Consider the following 23,893-nt stretch of genomic DNA (forward strand, 5'->3'; position numbering starts at 1 on the left):
CCATGCCCGATTCCCGCTCCGTGGAGGTCGTGACCTTCGGCTGCCGGCTGAACGCGCTCGATTCGGCGACGGCGAAGGCCATGGCCGCCGCCGCCGGGCTGGAGCGCACCGTGGTCGTCAACACCTGCGCGGTCACCGCCGAGGCGGTTAAGCAGGCGCGTCAGGCGATCCGCCGCCTCAAGCGCGAGGATCCCGCGCGCCGCATCGTCGTCACCGGCTGCGCCGCCCAGACAGAGCCGGCCGCCTTCGCCGGCATGGCGGAAGTCGACCGTGTGCTCGGCAATGCCGAGAAGCTGCGCCCGGCGAGCTGGACAGCCACCCGCACCGCCTTCGAGGCCGGCATCGGGCCTGACGGCAAGATCGCTGTCGGCGATATCATGAGCCTGCGCGAGACCGCGCCACATCTCCTCGACGGCCCGGCGGACACCATCGAGGGCCACACCCGCGCCTTCGTGCAGGTGCAGGATGGCTGCGATCACCGCTGCACCTTCTGCATCATTCCCTACGGCCGGGGGAATTCGCGCTCCGTGCCGATGGGAGCCGTGGTCGAGCGCGTGCGCGCCCTCGTCGGACAGGGCTCGAACGAGGTGGTGCTGACCGGCGTCGACCTCACCTCCTATGGCGGCGACCTGCCCGGCGCGACGCGGCTCGGCACGCTGGTGCTCACGCTGCTGCGCCATGTGCCGGAGCTGCGCCGCCTGCGGCTCTCCTCCATCGATTCCGTCGAGGCGGATGACGAGCTTCTGCGCGCCATCGCGGAGGAAGAGCGGCTGATGCCCCATCTGCATCTCTCCCTGCAGGCCGGCGACGATCTGATCCTCAAGCGCATGAAGCGCCGCCATCTGCGCCGCGACGCCATCGCCTTCTGCGAGGAGATCCGCCGCCGCCGCCCGGACATGGTGTTCGGCGCCGACATCATCGCCGGCTTCCCCACCGAGACCGAGGCGCAGTTCCGCGCCTCCCTGGACCTCGTGGACGATTGCGGGCTGACGCATCTGCACGTCTTTCCCTTCTCGCCGCGCACCGGCACGCCCGCCGCGCGCATGCCCCAGGTGGAGGGCGAGACGGTGAAGGAGCGCGCCCGCCGCCTGCGCGAGAAGGGCGCGGACGCCCTGCTGCGCCACCTCGCCGGCGAGATCGGCGGGCGCCGCGAGGTGCTCGCCGAGCGCGGCGGCATCGCCCGCACCCCCGGCTTCACACCCGTGCGCCTCGCCCGCCCGCTGGCCCCCGGCACCCTGACCCACATACGCATCGCCGGCCATGACGGCGCGCGGCTGATCGCGGCATGAACGACATGAACGACACCACCGTCTCCCGCCCCGGCTTCTGGAAGCGCCTGACGCAGGGCCTGACCCGCACCGCCTCCGGCCTCTCCTCGGGCATCACCGACCTCTTCACCAAGCGCAAGCTCGACGCGGACACGCTCGAGGACCTCGAGGACGTGCTCATCCGTGCCGATCTTGGCGTGGAGACGAGCACCCGCATCGCCGAGGCGGTCGGCAAGGGGCGCTACGACAAGAGCATCGAGCCTGACGAGGTGCGCGCGCTCGTCGCCGACGAGATCGAGGCGGTGCTCAGGCCCGTCGCCCATCCGCTGGTGTTCGCCGCCGACATCAAGCCCTTCGTACTGCTGATGGTCGGCGTCAACGGCTCGGGCAAGACCACCACCATCGGCAAGCTCGCCTCAACCCTGAAGGCACAGGGCAAGAAGGTCGTGCTCGCCGCCGGCGACACCTTCCGCGCCGCCGCCATCGAACAGCTCAAGGTGTGGGCGGAGCGCACCGGCGCCTCCATCGTCGCCCGCGCACCGGGCGCGGATGCCGCCGGCGTTGCCTTCGACGGCCTGCAGCAGGCGCGCGCCGAGGGTGCGGACGTGCTCATCATCGACACCGCCGGCCGGTTGCAGAACCGCGCCGAACTGATGGCGGAACTCGAGAAGATCGTCCGCGTCATCAAGAAGCAGGATCCCACGGCGCCGCACGCGGTGGTGCTCACCCTCGACGCCACAGTGGGGCAGAACGCGCTTCAGCAGGTCGAGGCGTTCAAGCGGGTGGCGGGCGTCACCGGCCTCGTCATGACCAAGCTGGACGGAACCGCGCGCGGCGGCATCCTCGTCGCCATCGCCGCCCGGCATAGCCTGCCGGTGCATCTCATCGGCGTCGGCGAGGGCATCGACGACCTGCAACCTTTCGAGGCGCGCGACTTCGCCCGCGCCATCGTCGGACTGGAGGGCTGACCATGACCGACACCCCGTCCGAGACGCGCCTGCGCACCATGCATCCGCTGCTCAAATTCGCGCTGGAGCTGGGCCCGCTGGTGGTCTTCTTCATCGCCAACGGGCGCGGCGGCATCTATGTCGCCACCGGCGCCTTCATGGTCGCCACCTTCGCGGCGCTGGCGGTGATGTGGATCGTGGCGCGCAAGATCGCGGTCATGCCGCTGGTGTCGGCCGGCGTGGTGCTGGTGTTCGGCACGCTCACCATCGTCCTGCAGGACGACCACTTCATCAAGATGAAGCCGACCATGGTCAACGCGCTGTTCGGCCTCGCTTTGCTCGGCGGCCTGTGGCTCCGCAAGCCGCTGCTGCCCTATGTGCTGGGCGACGTCTTCGTGCTGACCGATCAGGGCTGGCGCGAGCTGACCATACGCTGGGGCGTGTTCTTTCTCGTCATGGCGGTGCTCAACGAGGTCGTCTGGCGCACGGTGTCGACGGATATGTGGGTCGCCTTCAAGACCTTCGTCTATCTGCCGCTGACGCTGGTCTTCGCCATGGCGCAGGTGCCGCTGATGACCCGCCACGGCGTCGAGCCGCCGGCCGACAAGCCGGCGGACCGCTGAACCGCCGTCAGGGGCAGGGATTGCCCCGCAGCTGGTGCACGGCGTCGATACGCTCCAGCACCTCGGGCGAGAGCGTGATGTCGGCGGCGGCGATATCGGTGACAAGCTGCTCCATGCTCGTCGCCCCGATGATCACCGAGGTGACGAAATCGCGCGACAGGCAGAAGGCGATGGCCATCTGCGAGGGATCGAGCCCCGCCTCGCGGGCGATGGCGAGGTAATCCTCGATCGCCGCCTCGGCGCCCGGCACCTGATAGCGGAAGGCCCGCTGGAACAGCGTGGTGCGCGCGCCCGGCGGCAGCACACCGTTTTGGTACTTGCCGGTCAGGTAGCCCTGCCCCAGCGGCGAATAGGCGAGCAGGCTCACCTTCTCGCGCAGACTGACCTCCGCCATCGCCGTATCATAGGTGCGGTTCAGCAGGTTGTAGGCGTTCTGCACGGAGGCCACGCGCGGCCCGCCCGTGTGCTCCGCCTCGGCCAGAAACTTCATGGTGCCCCAGGCGCTCTCGTTGGAGAGGCCGACATGGCGCACCTTGCCTTCCTGCACCAGTTCGCCGAAGGCGTCCAGCGTCTCGGCAATCGGCGTATCCTCGCCCGCCACCGTCTTCCAGCGGGTCGGGTTGGAGCCGAACTGCGGCACCGGCCGTCCGGGCCAGTGCAGCTGGTAGAGGTCGATATAGTCCGTCTGCAGCCGCTTCAGGCTCTTGTCGACCGCCTCGCGGATCTGCCCGCGGGTCGGACGGGCGGGCGAGCCGTCATCGCGGAACCAGGTCATCTCGGACAGCCCGCACACCTTGGTGGCGAGGATCACCTTGTCGCGGTTGCCACGCGCCTTGAACCACGTGCCGATGACGCGCTCGGTGGAGCCCTGCGTCTCGGGCTTGGGCGGGATCGAATAGAGCTCGGCGGTATCGATGAAGTTGATGCCGTGGTCGAGCGCGTAGTCGAGCTGCGCGTGTCCCTCGGCCTCAGTGTTCTGCTGGCCGAAGGTCATGGTGCCGAGACAGATGGAACTGACCTCGAGGCCGGTGCGGCCGAGCGGGCGATACTGCATGTCGATTGTCGGGGATTGGGACGCGGGGAGACCGAATGTTAGGCGGCCAGCCACCGGCCGGCAAGCCGTGCCGGTGGGTAAGCCGTTCCCGACGGCAGAAGCCTAGAGACCGCCCTCGGGACCGCGCAGGCGGCGCGAAATCTCCGCAAACACCTCCGTCATGGCCGGCTCCAGCAGCGTCCCGCCATAGCCCGACAGATGGTCGCGGTCCATGTAGAAGCTGCCGTTGCGGTCGCCCCACACATAGCGGCCGTCGCGCTTGAACACCTCGTCGAAGGACAGCACCCAGAGCTTCTCGCCCTTCAGCTGGCCGAAGATGCCCTGCACATAGGCCTGGCGGCCATCCTCCTCCTCGATGGTCGGCGAGGTCTGCCAGATCTCGGCCTCGAAGCGCTCCTCGGTAAGCGCCGTGCCGACCCCCAGCAGTGCCGCCTGCTGCAGGATCTTCTGCGGCAGCACCAGCTGTTCCGGCATCTGGTCGACGACCACCACCGCCACGCCGAGGTCGAGATAGTCCTGAACCGTCTGCGGCAGCAGCGTCGCGAAGGTCTCCTGCGAGGAGGCGCGCGAGGGATAGTAGCTGTCGCCCTCGCGCGACAGCATGAAATGGTTGTCCTTGCCTATGGGGTAGAGCGTCCACCGGGCCGCCAGCACGACCACGTCGAAGCCGCCCTTCTTCACCAGCTCCAGCTGGCGGCGCGCCAGTTCGGGGCAGACGCCGTCGTCGAACACGCCGCCGCGCACCGAGGCGCCGTTGATCGGCGGGCAGCTTCCGAGCCCCATGCGGTAGACGGCGTTTTCCTTGCCGATCTCGGTGAAGGCCGGAAGGATCGTGTAGGAATGGCTGTCGCCGATGATCAGGATCCGCAGCTTCGGATCCTTCGGCTCGAAGATCGGGCAAAGCTGGCCGCGCTCGTCGGCGTCCTGCAGGCTGCTGCCGGCATAGCACTTGTTGCCCAGCACGTTCGGCAGCACCGTCGCCAGAAGATAGGCCTGCCGGCTACCGAGCTCGGGATTGGCGAGGCGGCTCGGAATCCCCTGCGTGATGCTCGCATAGAGCCCGAAGGCGACGAAGGGCACCCCGGCGACAGCGCTGGCGGCGAACACCGCCCGCCGGCTCGGCATCAGAGGAATCGGTCGCCGGCGGAAGGGCTGCTCGACGAACCGCCAGCTGAGATAGGCGAGGACGAGCGACACCCCGGCCAGCGCCAGCATCAGCCAGGCGGGCGGTTCGCCCATGCTGCGGATGCGCGCGAAGGCGAAGAGCGGCTGGTGCCAGAGATAGGCGCTGTAGCTGATCAGCCCGATGCCGACGAAGACCCGCGCCGACAGTAGCCGGGCGACGAAGGTGCCCTTGTGCGCGAACAACAGGATCAGCGCCGTACCGACCACCGGAGCGAGCGCGTAGAGGCTCGGGAAAGGCGTGCTGCTGTCGTAATAGAGGATCGCGAACACGATCAGCGCGAGGCCGGCGAGGCTGAGCACCTGGTTCGGCCGTGGGGCACGGCCGGAGGCGAGGAAGCCGCAGATCGATCCGGCGAGCAGTTCCCAGATCCGGAACTGGGGCAGGTAGAAATTCGCCCGCGGCGCGTAGCGCCAGCCCCATTCGGTGGCGAGCAGGCTGGCAACCGCCGTGGCCACCACCAGCCAGAACACCCTCCGGCGACCGAAGCGCCAGAGCACGGCCAGCGAGAGCGGAGCGAATAGATAGTACTGTTCCTCCACCGCGAGGCTCCAGGTGTGGAGCAGCGGCTTGAGCTCGGCAGCGGCGGCGAAATAGCCCCCCTCCTCGCGCCAGAACAGGAAGTTCGAGACGAAGAACACCACCGCCACGAGGCTGCGGCCGAAGTCGCGCAGTTGCTCGGGAATCATCCAGAGCCAGGCGAAAGGCACGCAGGCAGCCATGACGAGAAACAGCGCGGGAAGAATACGCCGCGCCCGCCGTTCGTAGAATTTCTCGATGGAGAACGTGCCACCCTCGATCTCGGCCAGTAATATGGCCGTAATCAGGTAGCCACTAATAACAAAAAAAACGTCAACGCCGACGAATCCGCCGCCGAAAACGCTAAATCCCGCATGAAACAGAATAACGGGAACGACAGCGACGGCCCGCAACCCGTCGATCTCGCTTCTATACTTCATATTACCTCAGGTTAGGCAATAAGCACGTCAAACAATTTGGAACTGCCCCAATGTGTCAATAGCGCAACCGTCCGCGCGCGTCGAGAGCCATGCTCGCGCCGCGTCGATGCCACATTGTCGCCGCTTTGCGACAGCCGGCCGCTCGCCGGACGATGGTCGGACCCGAGAAGCGGATATGAACGGCAATCAGCCGGGCTTGCCGGTCGGCAGGGTCGCGATGAAAGCCTCGACCGTCGGCAGGATGCGCTCGACGATCACGTCGACTCCGGCGGCGGTCGGGTGAATGCCGTCAGCAAGGTTGAGCTTGGGCTGCCCGGCGACGCCGTCGAGGAAGAAGGGGTAGAGCGGCACGCCGTATTTCTGGGCGAGGCTCGGATAGATCGGGTCGAAACGCTCCTTGTAGGCCGCTCCCAGATTGGGGGGCGCCTGCATACCGATCAGCAGCACGGGAATGCCCCGCGCCTTCAGCCGGGCGAGGATGGCGTCGAGCGACGCCTCGGGGATCGCCGGATCGAGGCCGCGCAGCGCGTCGTTGGCGCCGAGTTCGAGGAGCACCGCATCCGTCCCGTCCGGCACCGACCAGTCGAGTCGGGCGAGGCCGGCACTCGTCGTGTCGCCGGAAACACCGGCATTCTCGATCACAACATCGTGTCCCCCGGCCTTCAGCGCGTCCTGCAGCCGGGCGGGAAAGGCCTGCCCGGCGGGAAGCCCGTAACCGGCCGTAAGACTGTCGCCGAACGCGACGAGGCGCAGCGGCTCGGCGCTGGCCGGGCCCGCCCCAACAAGGGCAAGGGCGCCGAGGGCGAACAGGAGGTGGAGCAATCGTGACAAGGCCATACCCTTTCGGAAGCAGTGCAGCGCAGCATATGTTGCCGCGAGCCCGCCCCGGAAGGGGCCGCCGCGTTTGACGCTGCGCACCGACGCGCGAAAGGACGACATGCCGCCGCATTCCCAGGCCCAGCCGGCCGCTTCCTCGCCCGCCATCCGTCTCCATGACGTGGAACTTTCCCTCGGCGCCGGCGCGGCGCGCGTCCACATCCTCAAGGGCGTGTCGCTGGAGATCGCCCAGGGCGAAGCGGTCGGGCTGATCGGACCGTCCGGCTCAGGCAAGTCGAGCCTTCTGATGGTGCTCGCCGGCCTCGAGCGCGCCGATTCCGGCCGGGTGACAGTGGCGGGACAGGAATTGACCGGGCTCGACGAGGACGCCCTAGCCCGCTTTCGCGGCCGCCATGTCGGCATCGTCTTCCAGGCCTTCCATCTCATCCCCACCATGACGGCGGTGGAGAACGTCGCCGTGCCGCTGGAACTGGCCGGCCGCAACGACGCCTTCGAGCGCGCTGCCGCCGAACTCGCGGCGGTCGGCCTCGGCCATCGGCTCGACCATTATCCGGCCCAGCTTTCCGGCGGCGAGCAGCAGCGCGTGGCGGTCGCCCGCGCCCTCGCGCCGGAGCCGCGCATCCTCGTCGCCGACGAGCCGACCGGCAATCTCGACGAGACGACCGGCCGGCAGATCATGGACCTTCTGTTCGCGGCGCAGGCACGGCATGGCTCGACGCTGGTGATCGTCACCCACGATCCCACGCTCGCCCGCCGCTGCGACCGCACGGTGCGGCTGCGCTCCGGCGTCATCGAGCCCGAGGCCGTGCTCGCGGGAACGCCCGCATGAGCACGGACCTCTCCTCCGCCGCGGATTCCGTGCGCCCGGATTCCGGCCCGATCCCGGCAAGCCGCCGCCCGGCGCGTTGGCCCGTACCTCTGCGCTTCGCGCTGCGCGAGCTGCGCGGCGGCCTGCGCGGCTTCGCCGTCTTCCTCGCCTGCCTCGCGCTCGGCGTCGCGGCCATCGCCGGCGTCGGTGCCTTCTCGCGTGCCCTCACCGACGGCCTCGCCCGCGAGGGCACCACGCTGCTCGGGGGCGACGCCTCCTTCACCCTCGTGCAGCGCGAGGCAACGCCGGAGGAATACGCCCTCGTCGCCGCCGGCGGACGGGTCTCCACCATCGCCACCCTGCGTGCCATGGCACGCGCCGGCGAAGGCGACGCGCTCAACGCCGCCCTCGCGGAGGTGAAGGCGGTCGACGGCGCCTACCCGATGGTCGGTACGCTCGATCTCGATCCGCCGAAGCCCCTGTCCGCCGCCCTCGCGGCGAACGGGAGCGCCTATGGCGCGGTCGCCGATCCCGCGCTCGCCGATCGCCTCGGCCTGAAGCCGGGCGACCGCTTCCAGCTCGGCGAAGCCCAGCTGACGCTCACCGACCTGATCGCCCGCGAGCCGGACTCGCTCTCCACCGGCATCGGCTTCGGCCCGCGCCTCATGGTCTCGCTCGACGCGCTGCGCGCCTCGAACCTGCTGCAGCCGGGGAGCCTCGTGCGCTGGCAGTACCGGGTCCGGATGAATGATCCGGGCAACCTCGCCAGCTTCGTGGAGACGGTGCAGAAGGACGCCCCGGACGCCGCCTTCGAGGTGCGCACCCGCGAGGCCGCCGCGCCGCGGCTGGAGAACAACGTCCGGCGCTTCACCGAGTATCTCACCCTCGTCGGCCTCACCGCGCTGCTCGTCGGCGGCGTGGGCGTCGCTAATGCGGTAAAAAGCCATCTCGATGCCAAGCGCGGCGTCATCGCCACCTTCAAGAGCCTCGGTGCGCCGGGCGCCACCGTCTTTGCCATCTACCTCACCGAGGTCGGGCTGATCGCGCTGGTCGGCATCGGCATCGGCGTCGCGGTGGGCTCTGCCCTGCCCTTCCTCGCCGATGCCGCCTTCGGCCACCTGCTGCCCATTCCCATCGAGCCGAGCCTCCAGCCGGCGGCACTGGCGCTCGCTGTCGCTTATGGCGTGCTCATCGCGCTCGCCTTCGCGCTCTGGCCGCTCGGCCTCGCCCATGACGTGCCGGTCTCGGCGCTGTTCCGCGAGCGGGTGGAAGGGGGACGGCGCCGGCCGCGCCTGCTCTATATCGGCCTGACAGCGCTGGCCGTGCTGGCCCTCGCCGCGCTGGCCGTCCTCGCGTCGGAAGACAGGCGCATCGCGCTCATCTATCTCGCCGCCGCCGCGAGCGTGCTGATCCTGCTGCGCCTCGTCGGAGCGGGCATCATGGCGCTGGCCCGCCGCCTGCCGCGCCCGCGCTCCACCGCGCTGCGCCTGGCGCTCGCCAACATCCACCGGCCCTCGGCGCTGACGCCGACCATCGTGCTGTCGCTTGGCCTCGGCCTGACGCTGCTGGTCACGCTGGCGCTGATCGACCGCAGCCTGACGCGCGAGCTCACCGCCAACCTGCCGGAACAGGCGCCGAGCTTCTTCTTCCTCGACATCCAGAGCGCCGATGCCGACCGCTTCGCCGCCTATCTCGGGCAGAAGGCCCCGCGGGGCGAGGTGGAGACCGTGCCGATGCTGCGGGGGCGGATCATCTCGCTCGGCGGCAAGCCGGCCGAAAGCCTCACCCCGCCGCCGGAATTCGCCTGGGTGCTCTCCTCCGACCGCGGCGTCACCTATGCGCAGACGCTGCCGGAGGGCTCGCGCCTCGTCGCCGGTGACTGGTGGGCGGCCGATTATGCCGGCCCGCCGGTGGTCTCCTTCGAGCGCGAAATCGCCGAAGCCTTCGGCTTGAAGATCGGCGACGAGGTGACGGTCAACGTGCTCGGACGCACCATCACCGCCACCATCTCCAACCTGCGCGACGTCGAATGGGAGCGGCTCGCCATCAATTTCGTGATGGTGTTCTCGCCGAATACCTTCGCCGGCGCACCCCACACCTCGCTCGCCACCCTCACCATGCCCAATGGCGGCGACGAGGCGGCGGAGCGCTCCATCGGCCGGGCCGTGGCGACCGATTTCCCCGCCGTCACCGCGGTGCGGGTGAAGGAAGCGCTGACGCAGATCGGCGAGATCGTCGCCAATCTGCTGACGGCGATCCGCGGCGCCAGCCTCGTCACCCTGCTGTCGAGCGTGCTGGTGCTGGCGGGGGCGCTGGCGGCGGGCCAGCATCATCGCGTCTACGACGCCGTGATCCTGAAGACGCTCGGCGCCACCCGGACCCGGCTCGTCGCCGCCTATGCGCTGGAATACGCGGCGCTCGGCCTCGTCACCGCCGTCGTCGCCATCGGTGCCGGCACGGCCGCGGCCTATGTGGTGGTGGTCTATGTGATGAAGCTCACCTTTGCCTGGTCGACGGGTGCGGCGCTCGGCGCGGTGGCGGTAGCGCTGCTGCTCACGGTCGGCTTCGGGCTGATCGGCACCTGGCGGGCGCTCGGCCAGAAGCCGGCACGCATCCTGCGCAACCTGTGAGGCGCACGGCAACCGCTGCGTGCTGCTACGGCATTCCTGTCGCAAACTTCACTTGCGGCAGGGCGATACGGCCCTCATATTCCCGGTGACTTCCCGCGAACCGCGCCGGCATTCCGCCTGCAGCGTGGCGGGACAAGGGGTTATCGGGAGAAGATCCGCCATGTCCGACTATGACCGCAACGTCTCCGTGCCGCGCTTCGGGGCGACCGCGGCGCGGACGCAGGCCGAGATCGACCAGGGCCTGCGCGCCTATATGCTGCGCGTCTACAACTACATGACGCTCGGCCTCGCAATCACCGGCGCGGCAGCGCTGGGCATCTTCATGCTCGCCGTCTCCGACGTGCCGACCCAGGCCGCCATCGCGCCGGGCGTCTACCTCACCGATCTCGGCGTCGCGCTGTTCTTCAGCCCGCTGCGCTGGGTGGTAATGCTCGCCCCGCTCGCGGCGGTGTTCTTCCTCAGCTTCCGCGTCGATCGCCTGAGCGTCAGCGCCGCGCAGGGCATCTTCTGGCTCTATGCCGCGCTCGTCGGCGTGTCGCTCGCCAGCATCTTCCTGGTCTACACGCATGAGAGCATCGTCCGGGTGTTCTTCATCACCGCAGCGGCGTTCGGTGCGCTGAGCCTCTACGGCTACACCACCTCGCGCAGCCTGTCCGGCATGGGCTCCTTCCTGATCATGGGCCTGTTCGGCATCATCATCGCGGCGGTGGTGAACATCTTCCTCGCCTCCTCGATGCTGCAGTTCGTCATCTCGGTGGCGGGCGTGCTGGTGTTCGCGGGCCTCACCGCCTACGACACCCAGCGCATCAAGGAGATGTACTTCGCCGGTGACGACGACGTGATCGCCGGGCGCAAGGCCATCATGGGCGCGCTGTCGCTGTATCTGGATTTCATCAATATGTTCCTGATGCTGCTCCAGCTCTTCGGCAATCGGAACAACTGACGCGGCTCCAGCCCTCACCGAATAAGGAAAGCCCCGGCGCGAGCCGGGGTTTTTTGTTTGTCTGCCCGCCGTCTCGCGCGGCGGCGATGTCCGCATCAGATATTTTGATTGGCGACGCCGGTTGTCTCAGCAGGCCGCCGCCCTTAATCCATTTACGCATGCCGTTACGGCAGGCGCGCCAGCGAGGTGTCCCTATGCCTGACAGCCCACGCAGCCTTGGCGGACCTCGGCTTCATGTATTCGCGCCGCTTCGAGGATCCCGAAGGACACATCTGGGAAGCGTTCTGGATGGATACGCAAGCCGCGGACACGGACACGGCCGAGACATTCTGATCCCAGCCAGGAACCGGAGGAGGAAAGCATGAGCTACGTTGACGGATTCGTCCTCGCCGTACCGACCAGCAACAAGGACGCCTACCGGGCAATGGCGGAGAAGGCGGCGCCGATCTTCTTCGACCACGGCGCCCTCCGCCTGATGGAATGCTGGGGCGACGACGTACCGGACGGCAAGGTCACCGACTTCCGCATGGCGGTGAAGGCGACCCCGGAGGAGACGGTGGTGTTCTCCTGGATCGTCTGGCCCTCCAAGGAGGTGCGCGATGCCGGCATGAAGTCCTTCATGGAGGATCCCCGCCTGAAGGAGATCACCGACATGCCCTTCGATGGCCAGCGCATGATCTTCGGCGGCTTCGCGCCGCTCGTCGACATGGCGAAGAATTAGCGTGGGCCGCAGCCAAACTCCGCATTCGGCAAGGAGACCGCGATGCACCCCATCCGCACCTGCCTCTGGTTCGACGGCAAGGCCGAGGAAGCCGCGCATTTCTACGTCTCGCTGCTCCCGAACTCGCGTATCGAATCCGTCAACGCCTCCCCCGTCGATACCCCCGGCAACAAGGCGGGCGAGATCATAACGGTGGAGTTCACGCTCAACGGCGTCGCCTATCTCGGGCTCAATGGCGGCTCGCACTACCAGTTCACGCCGGCCGTCTCCCTCATCGTCCCCTGCGACACCCAGGAAGAAATCGACCGGCTGTGGAGCGCGCTGTCGGACGGCGGTACGCCGGTGCAATGCGGGTGGATCACCGACCGCTACGGTCTGTCCTGGCAGATCACGCCGCGCGTGCTCCTCGCCATGATCAAGGACCCCGACACCGCCAAGGCCAAACGGGCGATGGAAGCGATGTTCGACATGGTGAAGCTCGACATCGCCGCGCTGGAGACCGCCTATCATCGAAGCTGATGCGCGCCGGCAGCGTTGTCCCCTCCCGGCGCGGGCGCTACATAGCCTCACCCGGCGCCGGCCATGAGGGCCCGCACCGTGCGTTGCGGAGGCAGGCCTACATGAACTGGTCGGATTTCAAGCGCGAGGCGAACTTCATCGGCGGCCAATGGGTGCCGGCCGACAGCGGCGGCGCCATCGACGTGACCAACCCGGCGACGGGCGACGTCATCGGCACTGTGCCGAATGCTGGCGCCGTGGAAGCGCGCCGCGCCATCGAGGCCGCCGACAAGGCTTTCGCGAGCTTCTCGCGCACCACGGCGGACGAGCGCGCCAAGCTGCTGCGCCGCCTCCACGCCGCCATCATGGACAACCAGCGGGCGCTGGCCGAGCTTCTCACCATCGAGCAGGGCAAGCCGCTCGCGGAATCGATGGGCGAGGTCGGCGCCAGCGCTGCCTATGTGCTGTGGTTCGCCGAGGAGGCGCGCCGGGTCTATGGCGACGTCATCCCCTCGCCCTGGGGCGAGCGGCGCATTCTCACCCTGAAGCAGCCGGTCGGCGTGGTCGCCGCCATCACCCCGTGGAACTTCCCCTCCTCCATGCTGGCCCGCAAGATCGGCCCGGCGCTGGCGACGGGCTGCACCTCGGTGGTGAAGCCGGCGACGCAGACGCCCTATTCCGGCCTCGCCTGGGGCGTGCTCTGCGAGCAGGCCGGCTATCCCGCCGGCGTCGTCAACATCCTCACCGGTTCCGCCTCGGCCATCGGCGGGGAAATGACCGCCAGCCCGGTGGTGCGCAAGATCACCTTCACCGGCTCCACCCCCATCGGCAAGATCCTGATGAAGCAGGCCGCCGACACGGTGAAGCGCGTCTCCATGGAACTCGGCGGCAACGCGCCCTTCCTGGTCTTCGACGACGCCGATCTCGACAAGGCGGTGGAAGGCGCCCTCGCCTCCAAATACCGCAACTCCGGCCAGACCTGCGTCTGCGCCAACCGCTTCTACGCCCAGGCCGGCATCTACGACGCCTTCGTCGAGAAGTTCGCCCAGGCCGCCGCGAAGCTGAAGGTCGGCCCGGGCCTGGAGGAAGGCGTGGTGCAGGGCCCGCTGATCGACGACAAGGCAGTCGCCAAGACCGAGAGCTTCGTCGCCGACGCGCTCGCCAAGGGCGGCAAGGTCGTCGCCGGCGGCCAGCGCCACGCGCTCGGCGGCCAGTTCTTCCAGCCGACGGTGATCGCCAACGCCACCTCCGAGATGAACTTCGCCCGCGAGGAGATCTTCGGCCCGGTGGCACCGGTGTTCCGCTTCGAAACCGAGGAAGAGGCGGTGAAGCTCGCCAACGACACCGAGTTCGGCCTCGCCTGCTACTTCTACACGCGCGACCTCGCGCGCGCCTTCCGCGTCTCGGAAGGGCTGCGCTACGGGCAGGTCGGCATCAATGCCGGCGTCATCACCACGGAAGTAGCGCCCTTCGGCGGCGTGAAGGAATCCGGCGTCGGCCGCGAGGGCTCGAAGTACGGCATCGACGAGTATCTCGACATCAAATACGTCTGCGTCGGCCTCTGAGCCGGCCGGAAACGGAAAGGGCGCGCCGACGGCGCGCCCTTTCTTCATCAACTGCCATGCCGCCGGACATCTCTCAGGTCGCCATGCCCATCGCCGCCGACCCCTCGAGACACCCCAGCCCGACGAGCGATGCGCGCACCGCAGCGTCGAGCGGGGTATGCGGTTCCCCGCCGAGCCTTTCGACCAGCCGGCGATTGTCGAGCCGCACCGGCTCCTCCCAGAGATAGCGCATCTCCGCCAGTTCGCGGAACAAGGGCACGAAGGGGCTGGCGAGGCGCATCGCGCCCCAGGGCAGGCGGCGCACCGGCAGGCCGGGTTCACCGAGGACACGGCGGAGCGCGCCGATCATCCGCCGGCCATCCGGATCCCACTGCCCGTCCATGTGGAAGCTCTCGAACGAACCAAGGTCGTCGCGCTCCGCCAGCCGGGCCATGGTTTCAGCCACATCCGGCACATAGGCCCATTGATGGCCGATGCCGTCCCGGCCGGGATAGGTGAGCACACGGGGGCGGCTGCCGGCCTTCACCAGCGCCTGCCCGAACCAGTTGTTTCCGGCGCGTGGACCGAAGAAGTCGCCGGCCCGCACGATCAGCACGCGGATGTCCCCGGCCTGCGCCGCGGTATGCAGCCGCTGCTCCATCTCGACGCGGATGCGCCCCTTGCGGGTAAGCGGGTTCTGCGCCGCCGCCTCGCCGATGCACGGAAAGGCGTCCGGTCCGTAGTTGTAGACCGTACCCGGCAGCAGCACCCGCGCCCCGACGGCTCGGGCGGCGCCGATGGTGCCGTCCAGCATCGGCAGCACAAGCCTGTCCCAGTCGCGATAGCCGGGCGGGTTCACCGCGTGCACGATGAGCGACGCTCCCTCGGCGGCCCGCTCCACGTCGGGCGCGTTCAGGGCGTCGCCGCGCTCCCATTCGACGCCGTCGCGCCGCCCGACCTCGCCCGAACGCGAAAGTGCCCGGACGGTCCAGCCGCGCCCGACCAGATTGCGCGCGACCTCGCCGCCGATCCCGCCGGTCGCTCCGAGTACCAGTGCCGTCTTCGCCATCATTTCAATCTCCTTCGTGCTGGTGAAGGGAAAGATGGCGTCACATCGAACTAAACGAAATTGCGCAATATCGTACATCCGATATACATGAATAGATGAACACGGAACCGAGCTGGGACCTTTACCGGAGCTTCCTCGCGGTGCTTGAGGAACGCTCGCTCTCCGGCGCGGCGCGGCGGCTCGGGCTGACCCAGCCGACGCTCGCGCGCCATCTCGACGCGCTGGAAGAAGCGGTGGGGGCGCAGCTTTTCCTGCGCTCGCCGCGCGGCCTCGCGCCGACGGAGACGGCGCTGGAGCTTGGCCCCTATGCCCGTTCCCTCGCGACCACCTCGGCCGCGCTGCTGCGCACCGCATCCGGCCGCGCGGACGAAGTGCGCGGCGTGGTGCGGGTCAGCGCCTCCGACGTGGTGGGAGCCGAGCACCTGCCCCCGATCCTCGTGCAATTGCGCGCGCAGCATCCCGAACTCGTCATCGAGCTGGCGCTGTCCAACGCGGTGGAAAACGTGCTGGAACGCGCGGCGGACATCGCGGTGCGCATGGTGGAGCCGGCACAAGAAGCTCTGGTCGCCCGGCATTTGCCGCCGATCCGGCTCGGCCTGCACGCGCACAGGCGCTATCTCGACCGGAAGGGCATTCCCGCGAGCCTCGACGCGCTGAAGGAGCACGACCTCATCGGGTTCGATCGCGAGACGCCGGCCATTCGCGCCGCAATCGGGCGTTACCCGATGCTGGGGCGTCCCGCCCTCGCGTTGAGAACCGACAGCGATCTGGCTCAGCTTGCCGCCATCCGCGCCGGGTTCGGCATCGGAATCTGCCAGCGGCCCATTGCGCGACATGAGCCGGATCTGGTCCACCTACTGCCGGACGACTTCGTGCTGGACCTGCCGGTCTGGATCGTGATGCACGAAGACCTGAAGACGAGCCGCCGCTCTCGCGCCGTGTTCGACGCGCTGGTCGAGGGCATGCGAACGGCCACCGCCTAGAAGAGAGGCCGGCTTTCGCCAGCCTCTCCATTCTCACGCCTTGAAGTCTTCCAGCCGGAACGGCAGCGAGCGCAGCCGCTGGCCGGTGGCGTCGAAAATGGCGTTGGACAGTGCCGGGGCGACGCCGGGGACGCCGGGCTCGCCGATACCGGTCGGCGCGTTGGCCGAGGGCACGATGTGGACCTCCACCTTCGGCATCTCCGACATGCGCAGCGGAATGTAGCCGTCGAAATTCGCCTGCTCGACCACCCCCTTGTCCAGGGTGATCTCGTCGTGCAGAGCCGCGCCGAGGCCGAAGCCCACGCCGCCTTCGACCTGCGCGGCGATCACGTCGGGGTTGACGGCGATGCCGCAATCGACCGCGCAGACCACCCGGTCGACCTTGATCTGGCCGTTCACCACCGACACGTCGATCACGCTGCCGACCACCGTGTTGAAGCTCTCGTGGAGCGCGATGCCGCGGCCCTTGCCGGCGCCTGCCTTCTCGCCCCAGCTAGCCTTCTCGGCCAGCAGCTTCAGCACACCGGTATGGCGCGGCTTGTCCTTCAGGAGTTCGAGGCGGAACTCCACGGGATCACGCCCCGCCGCACGGGCGAGCTCGTCGATGGTCACTTCCACCACATGGGCGGTGTGGGTGTGGCCGACCGAACGCCACCACAGCGTCGGCACCTTCACCTGCGTGGTGTGCAGGTCCACGGCGAAGTTGCCGATGTCGTAATTGGTGTCGGCCGCCCCTTCCACCGAGGTGCCGTCGACCCCTTCCTTGATGGCGAAGGCCTCGAAGGGCGTGCCGGCCATGAAGGACTGGCCGACGATCTGCTGCTCCCAGCCGGCGATCTTGCCGTCCGCCGTCAGGCCGGCACGGACCTTGTGGTAGAACATCGGACGGTAATAGCCGCCCTTGATGTCGTCCTCACGGGTCCAGACGAGATGGATCGGCGCCTTGCCGTCGGTCGCCTTGAGGATGGTGGCCGCCTCGGCGACATAGTCGGCGGGCGGATTGGCGCGCCGTCCGAAGGACCCGCCAGCCCAGACCGTCTCGATCTTCACCTGCTCCGGCTTGAGGCCGAGGACCCCGGCCGTCACCGCCTGCTCGATGGTCTGGAACTGCGAGCCGGCCCAGATCGTCACCCCGTCGCCGGTCTTCTCGATCACGCAGTTGAGCGGCTCCATCGGCGCGTGGGCGAGATAGGGGAAGGCGAACTCGGCCTCGACGGTCTTGGCCGCGCCGGCGATGCCCTTGGCCGCGTCGCCCTTGCGGGCGGCGGGCAGGCCGGCCGTGGCGGCGAGCTTCTTGTACTCGTCGAGCAGCTCGGCCGTGCCGCGCATCTCGGCGCTCGCCTCGTCCCAGACGATGTCGGCCAGCGCGTCGCGGCCCTGGATCGCCGCCCAGGTGTTCTGCGCGAGAACGGCGATGCCGGCCGGCACCGCCACCACATCGACCACGCCGGGCACCTTCTTCGCCGCCGCGGCGTCGAAGCTCTTCACCGTGGCGCCGAAGCGATCCGGCCGCCGGATCACGGCGGTCAGCATGCCCGGACGGCGGATATCGAGCGCATAGACCGCCTTGCCGTCGGTCTTCTCAGTCGAATCGAGACGCGGCAGGCGAGTGCCGATGAGCGTGAAGTCCTTCGGATCCTTCAGCTTCACGTCCTTCGGCACGTCGAGCCTGGCCGCCGCCTCGGCGAATTCGCCGAACGAGCCGGAGTGGTTGCCGCTCGTGAGCACACCCTTCTCGACGCTGATGCTCTCGGCCGGCACGCCCCATTTGGCGGCGGCCGCCGCGACCAGCATGTGGCGGGCGGCGGCGCCGGCCTTGCGAAGCTGCTCCCAGCTATTGGCGACCGAGGTCGAGCCGCCCGTGCCCTGCACCGGGCCGAAGAGCAGGTTGTTGTAGAGCTGCGCGTCGGCGGGCGCGAAGGCGGCGCGCATCTGGCTCCAGTCGGCGTCGAGCTCTTCCGCCACGATGGTGGCGAGGCCCGTGGTGACGCCCTGGCCCATGTCCAGGTGCTTGATCAGCACGGTAACGGTGCTGTCCGGCGCGATGCGCACAAAGGCGTTCGGCATCGGCCCGTCGGTCATGGCGGCGGCGAGCGCCTCCACCGGGCGCAGATGCACGCCGATGACGAGGGCGCCGGAAGCGGCGGCGATCCCTTTCAGGAAGCCGCGGCGGGAGGGCGCCACATCCTTGCTGAAGCGCGCGAGCATTACGCGGTATTGGTCAGGGGTGATGATGTGCATGGCGATCACGCGAGATTCGAGGCGGCTTCGTGGATGGCCGCGCGGATGCGCTGATAGGTGGCGCAGCGACAGACATTGCCGTCCATGGCGCTGTCGATGTCTTCGTCGGTCGGCTTGCGGTTCTCGCTCAGCAGGCCGACAGCCGACATGATCTGGCCGGACTGGCAGTAGCCGCACTGCACGACATCGAGCTTCCGCCAGGCCGCAACGACGGCCTCGCCGACCTCGCCCCCGACCCCCTCGATCGTGGTGACGTTCTTGCCCTCGACATCGGCAAGCGCCGTCTGGCACGAACGCACGGGCACGCCGTCGACATGGACCGTGCAGGCGCCGCACAGCGCGGCGCCGCAACCGAACTTGGTGCCGGTCAGACCGACAATGTCGCGAATCGCCCACAGCAGCGGCATCTGCCCGTCTGCCTCAAGGGTGCGTTCGCTTCCGTTGAGCGTGAATTTCATGTCTCGCCCTCTCCGTTTGCGGGATGAGGACACGCAAAGACGCACGGCCGGCGTTGCCCCCGGCAGCCGGCCACCCTTCTCTCTGCGCTCCCACGGGAAGGCTAGGCTTCATGACGGCCATCATCTAATCACCTATCCGTGACAGGCTGGCCGTTTCGCCAGAACTTTGCCGGGTGATATCTCCGCCGCCGGCTCAGGCCGCCGCCTCGGCGGGAACGCCCAGCGTGGTGCGCACGAAATCGGCAAGGTCGAGGATGTCCTCGACGATCCGGTCGTCACCACGGCTGGCCGAGGCGTAGAAGATGCCGTCCAGTATCAGCCCGATGCGCCGCGCGGTGCGCGCGATGTCGACGGGAGCGAATTCGCCGCTCTCCACACCGCGCTGCAGGGCCTCCTCCAGAAGCTGCTTCTCGCGGCCGTAGAAACCGGCGATGAGCGCGTCGACCTCCGCGTCGCGCAGGCCCGAGCTCGCATAGTCCGACATCAGCTTGACCATGAGGGCGAGCGTGGGCGCCAGTTCCACATGGGCGTCGAGCCAGGCGAGGATCTCCGCCAGCGGCGCCAGCCCGGCGGCGCGGCGCTGCTCATATCCGATCATGAGCTGCTCGATCGCGTGCCCAAGGGCGCGGCGCACGAGGTCGTCCTTGTTGTCGAAGTAGTGGTAGAGCAGCCCGACATTGATGTCGCAGACCAGCGCGATGTCGCGCACCGTGACCACGGAGAAGTGGCGCTCGGCGAACAATCTCAACGCTTCGTCGAGGATCATTCCCCGCCGCTCGGCGGGCTGGAGGCGCTTGCGCGCCGGTCGTGCTGCCATGCGTTTCCTCCGTATTTGTACGGAATTTTCTGCCTTGCTCATATGCTATGCGTGCCCATTTGTTGGGCTTGCCTAATCATATTAAGTCACCGTTTAATAATCCGGTCCAGCCCTTTTCAGCGACCGGAGCCACCCCTCATGAAGCGTATTTTCAGGGCCGCCGTCGTCTTCGCCGGCCTCGCCGCCGCCGTTCTCTCGGGAATGCCCGCGGCACAGGCCGCGCCCAAGAAAAGTTTCAAGGTCGCCTACACCGTCTATATCGGCTTCATGCCGTTCGCCTATCTGAAGTCGTCCGGCATCATGAAGAAATGGGCGGACAAGTACGGCATCGACGTCGAGATCATCCAGGCCAACGACTATGTCGGCAGCATCAACCAGTTCATCGCCGGCGAGATCGACGCGGTCGGCGTGGCCAGCATGGACGGCCTGACGATGCCGGCGGCCGGCGGCGTCGACACCTCCATCTTTCTCATCACCGACTATTCGAACGGCAACGACATCGTCGTCTCCAAGTCGGCCAAGGAGGTGAAGGAACTCGCCGGGCAGGACGTGTACCTGCTGCAGTATTCCGTCTCGCACTACCTGCTGAACCGGGCGCTGCAGCTCGCCGGCATCGACGATCCCACCGCCGCCAAGACGGTGAACATCTCGGATGCCGAGATCTCCGCCGCCTTCGTCTCGCAGGACGCGATGAAGCACGCGGTGTCGTGGAAGCCGCTGACCGAGGACATGCTCAAGGTCAAGGGCACGACCAACCTGTTCGACAGCTCCAAGATCCCCGGCGAGATCATGGACGTGTTCATCGGCAACACGCAGACGCTGAAGGACAACCCGGACTTCGCCAAGGCGGTGGTCGGCGCCTGGTATGAGGCGCTCGGCATCCTGAAGGCCGGCGGCGCCCCCGCCGAGGAAATGCGCGCGGTGATGACCAGCGCCATGGGCACGGATGCGAGCGGCCTGCAGGCCCAGCTCGACACCACCCACTTCTTCTACACCGCCGGCGAGGCCGCCAGCTTCCTGCTGTCGCCCGAGAACGCGAAGATCTGGAACAGCATCCGCACCTTCTGCTTCCAGCAGGGCCTGTTCGGCCAGGGCGCGACGAGCGTCGATTCCATCGGCATCGAGGTCGCCGACGGCACGGTGCTCGGCGACAAGGCGAACATCAAGCTGCGGGTGAATGCGAGCTTCACCAAGGAAGCCGCCGACGGGAAGCTCTGAGGCTTTCCCGCCCCCGATCCCCGGCGCGCCGGTTCCCTGCCGGTCCGGCGCGCCCTCCGCTCCAAGGCCCCCGCACCGTCCGCACGGAAGGCCCTCATGCGCCGCATCATCAATTACGTGCCCCGCCCGGGCGTCCGGCTGATCCTCGCCTCCCTGCCCTTCATCCTCGCGCTGGCGGTCTATCTCCTCGCCTCCAACGCCCGTCTCGCGGTCGAGCCGGCCGACAAGCTGATGCCGAGCCTCGCCACCTTCTGGGCGACCATGGTGCGCATGGCGACGACGCTCGACGTCGCCACGAAGCAATACTTGCTGTGGTGGGATACCTGGCTCAGCCTCTGGCGGCTCTTCCTCGGCCTCGGCATCTCAGCGCTGCTGGGGCTGGTGCTCGGCATCGTGGTCGGCTTCATCCCCTATCTGCGCTCGACCTTCGAGCCGTTCTTCGCCGCCTTCTCGCTGATCCCGCCGCTGGCGGTGCTGCCGATCCTGTTCATCCTGTTCGGCCTCGGCGAGGTGTCCAAGATCGTGCTGATCGTCTTCGGCATCGCGCCCTTCATCATCCGCGACGTGATGCTGCGGGTCTCGGCCATTCCCACCGAGCAGATCATCAAGGCACAGACGCTCGGCGCCTCGACCTGGCAGATGATCACCGGCGTGGTGCTGCCGCAGGTGATGCCGCGCCTGCTCGATTCCGTACGGCTTTCGCTCGGCGCCGCCTGGCTCTTCGTCATCGCCGCCGAGGCGATCACCGCCGAGGGCGGCCTCGGCTACCGCATCTTCCTGGTGCGCCGCTATCTCGCGATGGACGTGATCCTTCCCTACGTGATCTGGATCACCCTGCTCGCCTTTCTCATGGACTACGCGCTGCGCCGCCTCGCCGCCGCCGCCTATCCGTGGGACCGGATAAAGGCGGCCTGAATGACCACGATCGTCTTCGACAACGTCTGGAAGGAATACGACGACCGGGTCGTTCTCGAGCGCGTCAACCTTGCCCTCGACGACCACGAGTTCCTCGTCATCATCGGCCCCTCGGGCGTCGGCAAGACGACGCTGCTGCGCATGCTGCTTTCGCAGGAGCAGCCCACGCGCGGCAAGATCCTCATCGACGGCGAGCCCATCGCCGCCGAGCCCACGGCCGATCGCGGCGTGGTCTTCCAGCGCTATTCGGTGTTCCCGCACCGGACCGTGCTGGGCAATGTGATGATGGGCCCGCAATGGGCCGGCGCGCCGATCCTCGGCCGCTTCTTCGGTGCCCGCCGCCGCGCGCTGGAAGAGCGCGCCATGGCGCTGCTCGCCCGCGTCGGCCTCGCCGAGCACGCGCAGAAATACCCCGCCCAGCTCTCCGGCGGCATGCAGCAGCGCCTCGCCCTCGCGCAGGCGCTGATCATGAAGCCCAAGGTCCTGCTGCTCGACGAGCCCTTCGGCGCGCTCGACCCCGGCACGCGCAAATCCATGCACGAGCTGGTCGGCGAGCTGTGGGAGGAGAACCGCATGACCATCGTCATGGTCACGCACGATCTGCCCGAGGCCTTCCTGCTCGGCACCCGCGTGGTCGCGGTCGACAGGCCACGCAAGGACCCGCAGGCGCCTGAGCGCTTCGGCGCCACCATCGTCTCCGACTTCGAAGCCAAGTGCCGCACCGTGCGCGAATCCCGCCTGTTCGAGGCCGAGCGCGAGCGGATGCGCCTCACTTTGGTTTCCGGACATTCCCTGCCGCAGGACGCACTTCCCGTCCCGGCGCTCGTGAAGGACTGACTGCAATGGCCGACAAGCGCTTCCACCTCGCCTGGTTCATGAACTTCACGCCCGACGAGTGGCGCGAACCCTTCGGGCAGGGCGGCAATCCATGGGACGGCCAGTTCTACATCGAGATGGCCCAGGCGATGGAGCGCGCCTGCTTCGACCTCATCATGATCGAGGACAAGCTGATGGTGCCGGAGACCTATGGCGGGTCCCGCGACCTCTCGCTCAAGCACGCCATGATGGTGCCGAAGGCCGATCCCGCCCCCCTCGCCGTCGCCATGGGCATGGCGACGAAGCACCTCGGCGTCGTCGCCACCATGTCGACCATGGCCTATCCGCCCTTCATGCTGGCGCGCCTGTCCTCCACCATCGACAGCCTGACCAAGGGGCGCTTCGGCTGGAACGTGGTGACCAGCGCGGAAGACCTGATGGCGAAGAATTTCGGCATGGACCAGCTTCCTCCGCGTGAGGACCGCTACGCCATGGCCGACGAGTACATGGACGTCGTCGGCAAGCTGTTCGATTCCTGGGAGCCGGACGCCGTGGTGCTCGACCGCGAGAACGGCATCTATGCCGACGGCTCCAAGGTTCACACGGTCGACCACAAGGGCCGGTTCTACCAGGTACGCGGGCCGCTCAACACCGTGCCCTCGCCGCAGCGCCGTCCCGTCTACCTGCAGGCCGGTGCCTCGCCGCGCGGGCGCGATTTCGCCGCCCAGCACGCCGACGCCATCGTCTCGGTGGCGAACGGCGTCGAGGGCATGAAGGAGTTCCGCGCCGACATCCGCGCCCGCGCCGCGAAGATCGGCCGCGACCCGGACGACATCAAGGTGTTCTTCTGCATCACCCCGAGCCTGGGCGAGACCGAGGCCGAAGCGCGCGCCCGCTACGAGAACGTCACCATGTCGGACAATTTCGTCACCGACGTGCTGATCTCGATCTCCGCCATCACCGAGATCGACTTCGCCCAGTTCGAGCTCGACAAGCCGCTGCCGGAAAAGCTGGTGACGAACGGCGAATCCGGCACGCTCGACAAGTTCCAGCAATGGGGCTCGGGCAAGACCCTGCGCCAGCTCGCGGCGGATGGCGGCGGCGGCCTCGTCTCCTCTCTGGAGCTGATCGGCACGCCGGCGCAGGTCGCGCAGAAGATGGGCGAGGCCATGGCCGAGGTCGGCGGCGACGGCTTCCTCATCACTACGCCGGTGCTGCGCGTCTCCCGGCGCTACATCACCGAGATCGTCGACGGCCTCGTGCCGGAACTGCAGAAGCGCGGCCTCACCCGCACCGAGTACAAGCACCAGCTCCTGCGCGATAACCTGCGCGAATTCTGACGCGACACCGGGAGGCGCGGA

Annotated in this window: 21 protein-coding genes; 14 read left to right on the forward strand and 7 right to left on the reverse strand. The window is 68.1% G+C overall.

Annotated features, from left to right (window positions below):
• The first annotated feature begins 2 nt into the window (after window positions 1–2).
• From mtaB to FO470_RS00380, 3 genes are read left to right on the forward strand one after another with little or no spacing between them, the layout of a single operon-like run.
• Entirely contained in the window at window positions 3–1,289 is a 1,287-nt protein-coding gene (gene mtaB / locus FO470_RS00370; RefSeq protein ID WP_144340957.1) for a tRNA (N(6)-L-threonylcarbamoyladenosine(37)-C(2))-methylthiotransferase MtaB, read from the forward strand.
• Window positions 1,286–2,236: a signal recognition particle-docking protein FtsY gene (gene ftsY / locus FO470_RS00375; protein ID WP_144340958.1), complete on the forward strand. Its 951-nt coding sequence runs from the start codon at window positions 1,286–1,288 to the stop codon at window positions 2,234–2,236. Before mtaB ends, ftsY begins: the two co-directional genes overlap by 4 nt.
• Window positions 2,237–2,238: 2 nt before the next feature.
• The gene (locus FO470_RS00380; RefSeq protein ID WP_144340959.1) at window positions 2,239–2,838 is read left to right on the forward strand and encodes a septation protein A; all 600 of its coding nucleotides are present in this window, start codon (window positions 2,239–2,241) and stop codon (window positions 2,836–2,838) included.
• Between the two features lie 7 nt (window positions 2,839–2,845).
• On the opposite strand, the gene FO470_RS00385 is transcribed toward FO470_RS00380, so the two are convergent.
• The 3 genes from FO470_RS00385 to FO470_RS00395 all read right to left on the reverse strand — a co-directional run bounded on the left by FO470_RS00385 (window position 2,846) and on the right by FO470_RS00395 (window position 6,871).
• On the reverse strand, window positions 2,846–3,892 hold the full coding sequence (locus FO470_RS00385; RefSeq protein WP_144340960.1) for an aldo/keto reductase: 1,047 nt from the start codon (window positions 3,890–3,892) through the stop codon (window positions 2,846–2,848).
• Window positions 3,893–3,994: 102 nt separating this feature from the next.
• The gene (locus FO470_RS00390; protein WP_144340961.1) at window positions 3,995–6,034 is read right to left on the reverse strand and encodes an acyltransferase family protein; all 2,040 of its coding nucleotides are present in this window, start codon (window positions 6,032–6,034) and stop codon (window positions 3,995–3,997) included.
• Window positions 6,035–6,220: 186 nt separating this feature from the next.
• Window positions 6,221–6,871 (reverse strand): arylesterase, encoded by a 651-nt coding sequence (locus FO470_RS00395; protein ID WP_186291785.1) that lies wholly within the window; start codon window positions 6,869–6,871, stop codon window positions 6,221–6,223.
• Between the two features lie 100 nt (window positions 6,872–6,971).
• On the opposite strand from FO470_RS00395, the gene FO470_RS00400 reads away from it, so the two are divergent.
• From FO470_RS00400 to FO470_RS00430, 6 genes are all read left to right on the forward strand, one after another.
• A complete protein-coding gene (locus tag FO470_RS00400; protein WP_144340962.1) occupies window positions 6,972–7,700 on the forward strand; it encodes an ABC transporter ATP-binding protein in 729 nt (242 codons plus the stop codon).
• Window positions 7,697–10,309, forward strand: a complete 2,613-nt coding sequence (locus FO470_RS00405; protein ID WP_144340963.1) for an ABC transporter permease — start codon at window positions 7,697–7,699, stop codon at window positions 10,307–10,309. The genes FO470_RS00400 and FO470_RS00405 overlap by 4 nt, the downstream gene beginning before the upstream one ends.
• 160 nt (window positions 10,310–10,469) lie before the next feature.
• Window positions 10,470–11,252: a Bax inhibitor-1/YccA family protein gene (locus tag FO470_RS00410; protein ID WP_144340964.1), complete on the forward strand. Its 783-nt coding sequence runs from the start codon at window positions 10,470–10,472 to the stop codon at window positions 11,250–11,252.
• A 361-nt stretch (window positions 11,253–11,613) separates the two neighbouring features.
• Entirely contained in the window at window positions 11,614–11,973 is a 360-nt protein-coding gene (locus FO470_RS00420) for a DUF1428 domain-containing protein (protein WP_144340965.1), read from the forward strand.
• A 42-nt stretch (window positions 11,974–12,015) separates the two neighbouring features.
• The gene (locus tag FO470_RS00425; RefSeq protein ID WP_144340966.1) at window positions 12,016–12,492 is read left to right on the forward strand and encodes a VOC family protein; all 477 of its coding nucleotides are present in this window, start codon (window positions 12,016–12,018) and stop codon (window positions 12,490–12,492) included.
• Between the two features lie 101 nt (window positions 12,493–12,593).
• On the forward strand, window positions 12,594–14,036 hold the full coding sequence (locus tag FO470_RS00430) for an NAD-dependent succinate-semialdehyde dehydrogenase (protein ID WP_144340967.1): 1,443 nt from the start codon (window positions 12,594–12,596) through the stop codon (window positions 14,034–14,036).
• 73 nt (window positions 14,037–14,109) lie between these two features.
• Here the strand turns inward: FO470_RS00430 and FO470_RS00435 are convergent, their stop codons facing one another.
• Window positions 14,110–15,087: an SDR family oxidoreductase gene (locus FO470_RS00435; protein WP_144340968.1), complete on the reverse strand. Its 978-nt coding sequence runs from the start codon at window positions 15,085–15,087 to the stop codon at window positions 14,110–14,112.
• 92 nt (window positions 15,088–15,179) lie between these two features.
• Here FO470_RS00435 and FO470_RS00440 point away from each other — a divergent pair, with 92 nt between their 5' ends.
• Entirely contained in the window at window positions 15,180–16,067 is an 888-nt protein-coding gene (locus tag FO470_RS00440; protein WP_144340969.1) for a LysR family transcriptional regulator, read from the forward strand.
• Between the two features lie 33 nt (window positions 16,068–16,100).
• On the opposite strand, the gene FO470_RS00445 is transcribed toward FO470_RS00440, so the two are convergent.
• The 3 genes from FO470_RS00445 to FO470_RS00455 all read right to left on the reverse strand — a co-directional run bounded on the left by FO470_RS00445 (window position 16,101) and on the right by FO470_RS00455 (window position 19,583).
• On the reverse strand, window positions 16,101–18,308 hold the full coding sequence (locus FO470_RS00445; protein WP_144341989.1) for a xanthine dehydrogenase family protein molybdopterin-binding subunit: 2,208 nt from the start codon (window positions 18,306–18,308) through the stop codon (window positions 16,101–16,103).
• Between the two features lie 5 nt (window positions 18,309–18,313).
• Window positions 18,314–18,766 carry a (2Fe-2S)-binding protein gene (locus FO470_RS00450; protein ID WP_144340970.1) on the reverse strand — a complete coding sequence of 151 codons (453 nt, stop codon included), beginning with the start codon at window positions 18,764–18,766 and terminating at the stop codon, window positions 18,314–18,316.
• 193 nt (window positions 18,767–18,959) lie between these two features.
• The gene (locus FO470_RS00455; protein ID WP_144340971.1) at window positions 18,960–19,583 is read right to left on the reverse strand and encodes a TetR/AcrR family transcriptional regulator; all 624 of its coding nucleotides are present in this window, start codon (window positions 19,581–19,583) and stop codon (window positions 18,960–18,962) included.
• Window positions 19,584–19,721: 138 nt separating this feature from the next.
• Between FO470_RS00455 and FO470_RS00460 the strand changes: the two genes are divergently transcribed.
• The 4 genes from FO470_RS00460 (at window position 19,722) to FO470_RS00475 (ending at window position 23,872) form a co-directional block, all read left to right on the forward strand.
• Entirely contained in the window at window positions 19,722–20,801 is a 1,080-nt protein-coding gene (locus FO470_RS00460; RefSeq protein ID WP_144340972.1) for a putative urea ABC transporter substrate-binding protein, read from the forward strand.
• 96 nt (window positions 20,802–20,897) lie between these two features.
• Window positions 20,898–21,716, forward strand: coding sequence for an ABC transporter permease (locus FO470_RS00465; RefSeq protein ID WP_144340973.1), 819 nt, complete (start codon window positions 20,898–20,900; stop codon window positions 21,714–21,716).
• Window positions 21,717–22,553: an ABC transporter ATP-binding protein gene (locus FO470_RS00470; protein ID WP_144340974.1), complete on the forward strand. Its 837-nt coding sequence runs from the start codon at window positions 21,717–21,719 to the stop codon at window positions 22,551–22,553.
• A 5-nt stretch (window positions 22,554–22,558) separates the two neighbouring features.
• Entirely contained in the window at window positions 22,559–23,872 is a 1,314-nt protein-coding gene (locus FO470_RS00475) for an NtaA/DmoA family FMN-dependent monooxygenase (protein ID WP_144340975.1), read from the forward strand.
• Window positions 23,873–23,893: the final 21 nt, after the last annotated feature.

Source organism: Ancylobacter moscoviensis (genome assembly GCF_007559435.1).
In the GTDB taxonomy this organism is placed as follows: domain Bacteria; phylum Pseudomonadota; class Alphaproteobacteria; order Rhizobiales; family Xanthobacteraceae; genus Ancylobacter; species Ancylobacter moscoviensis.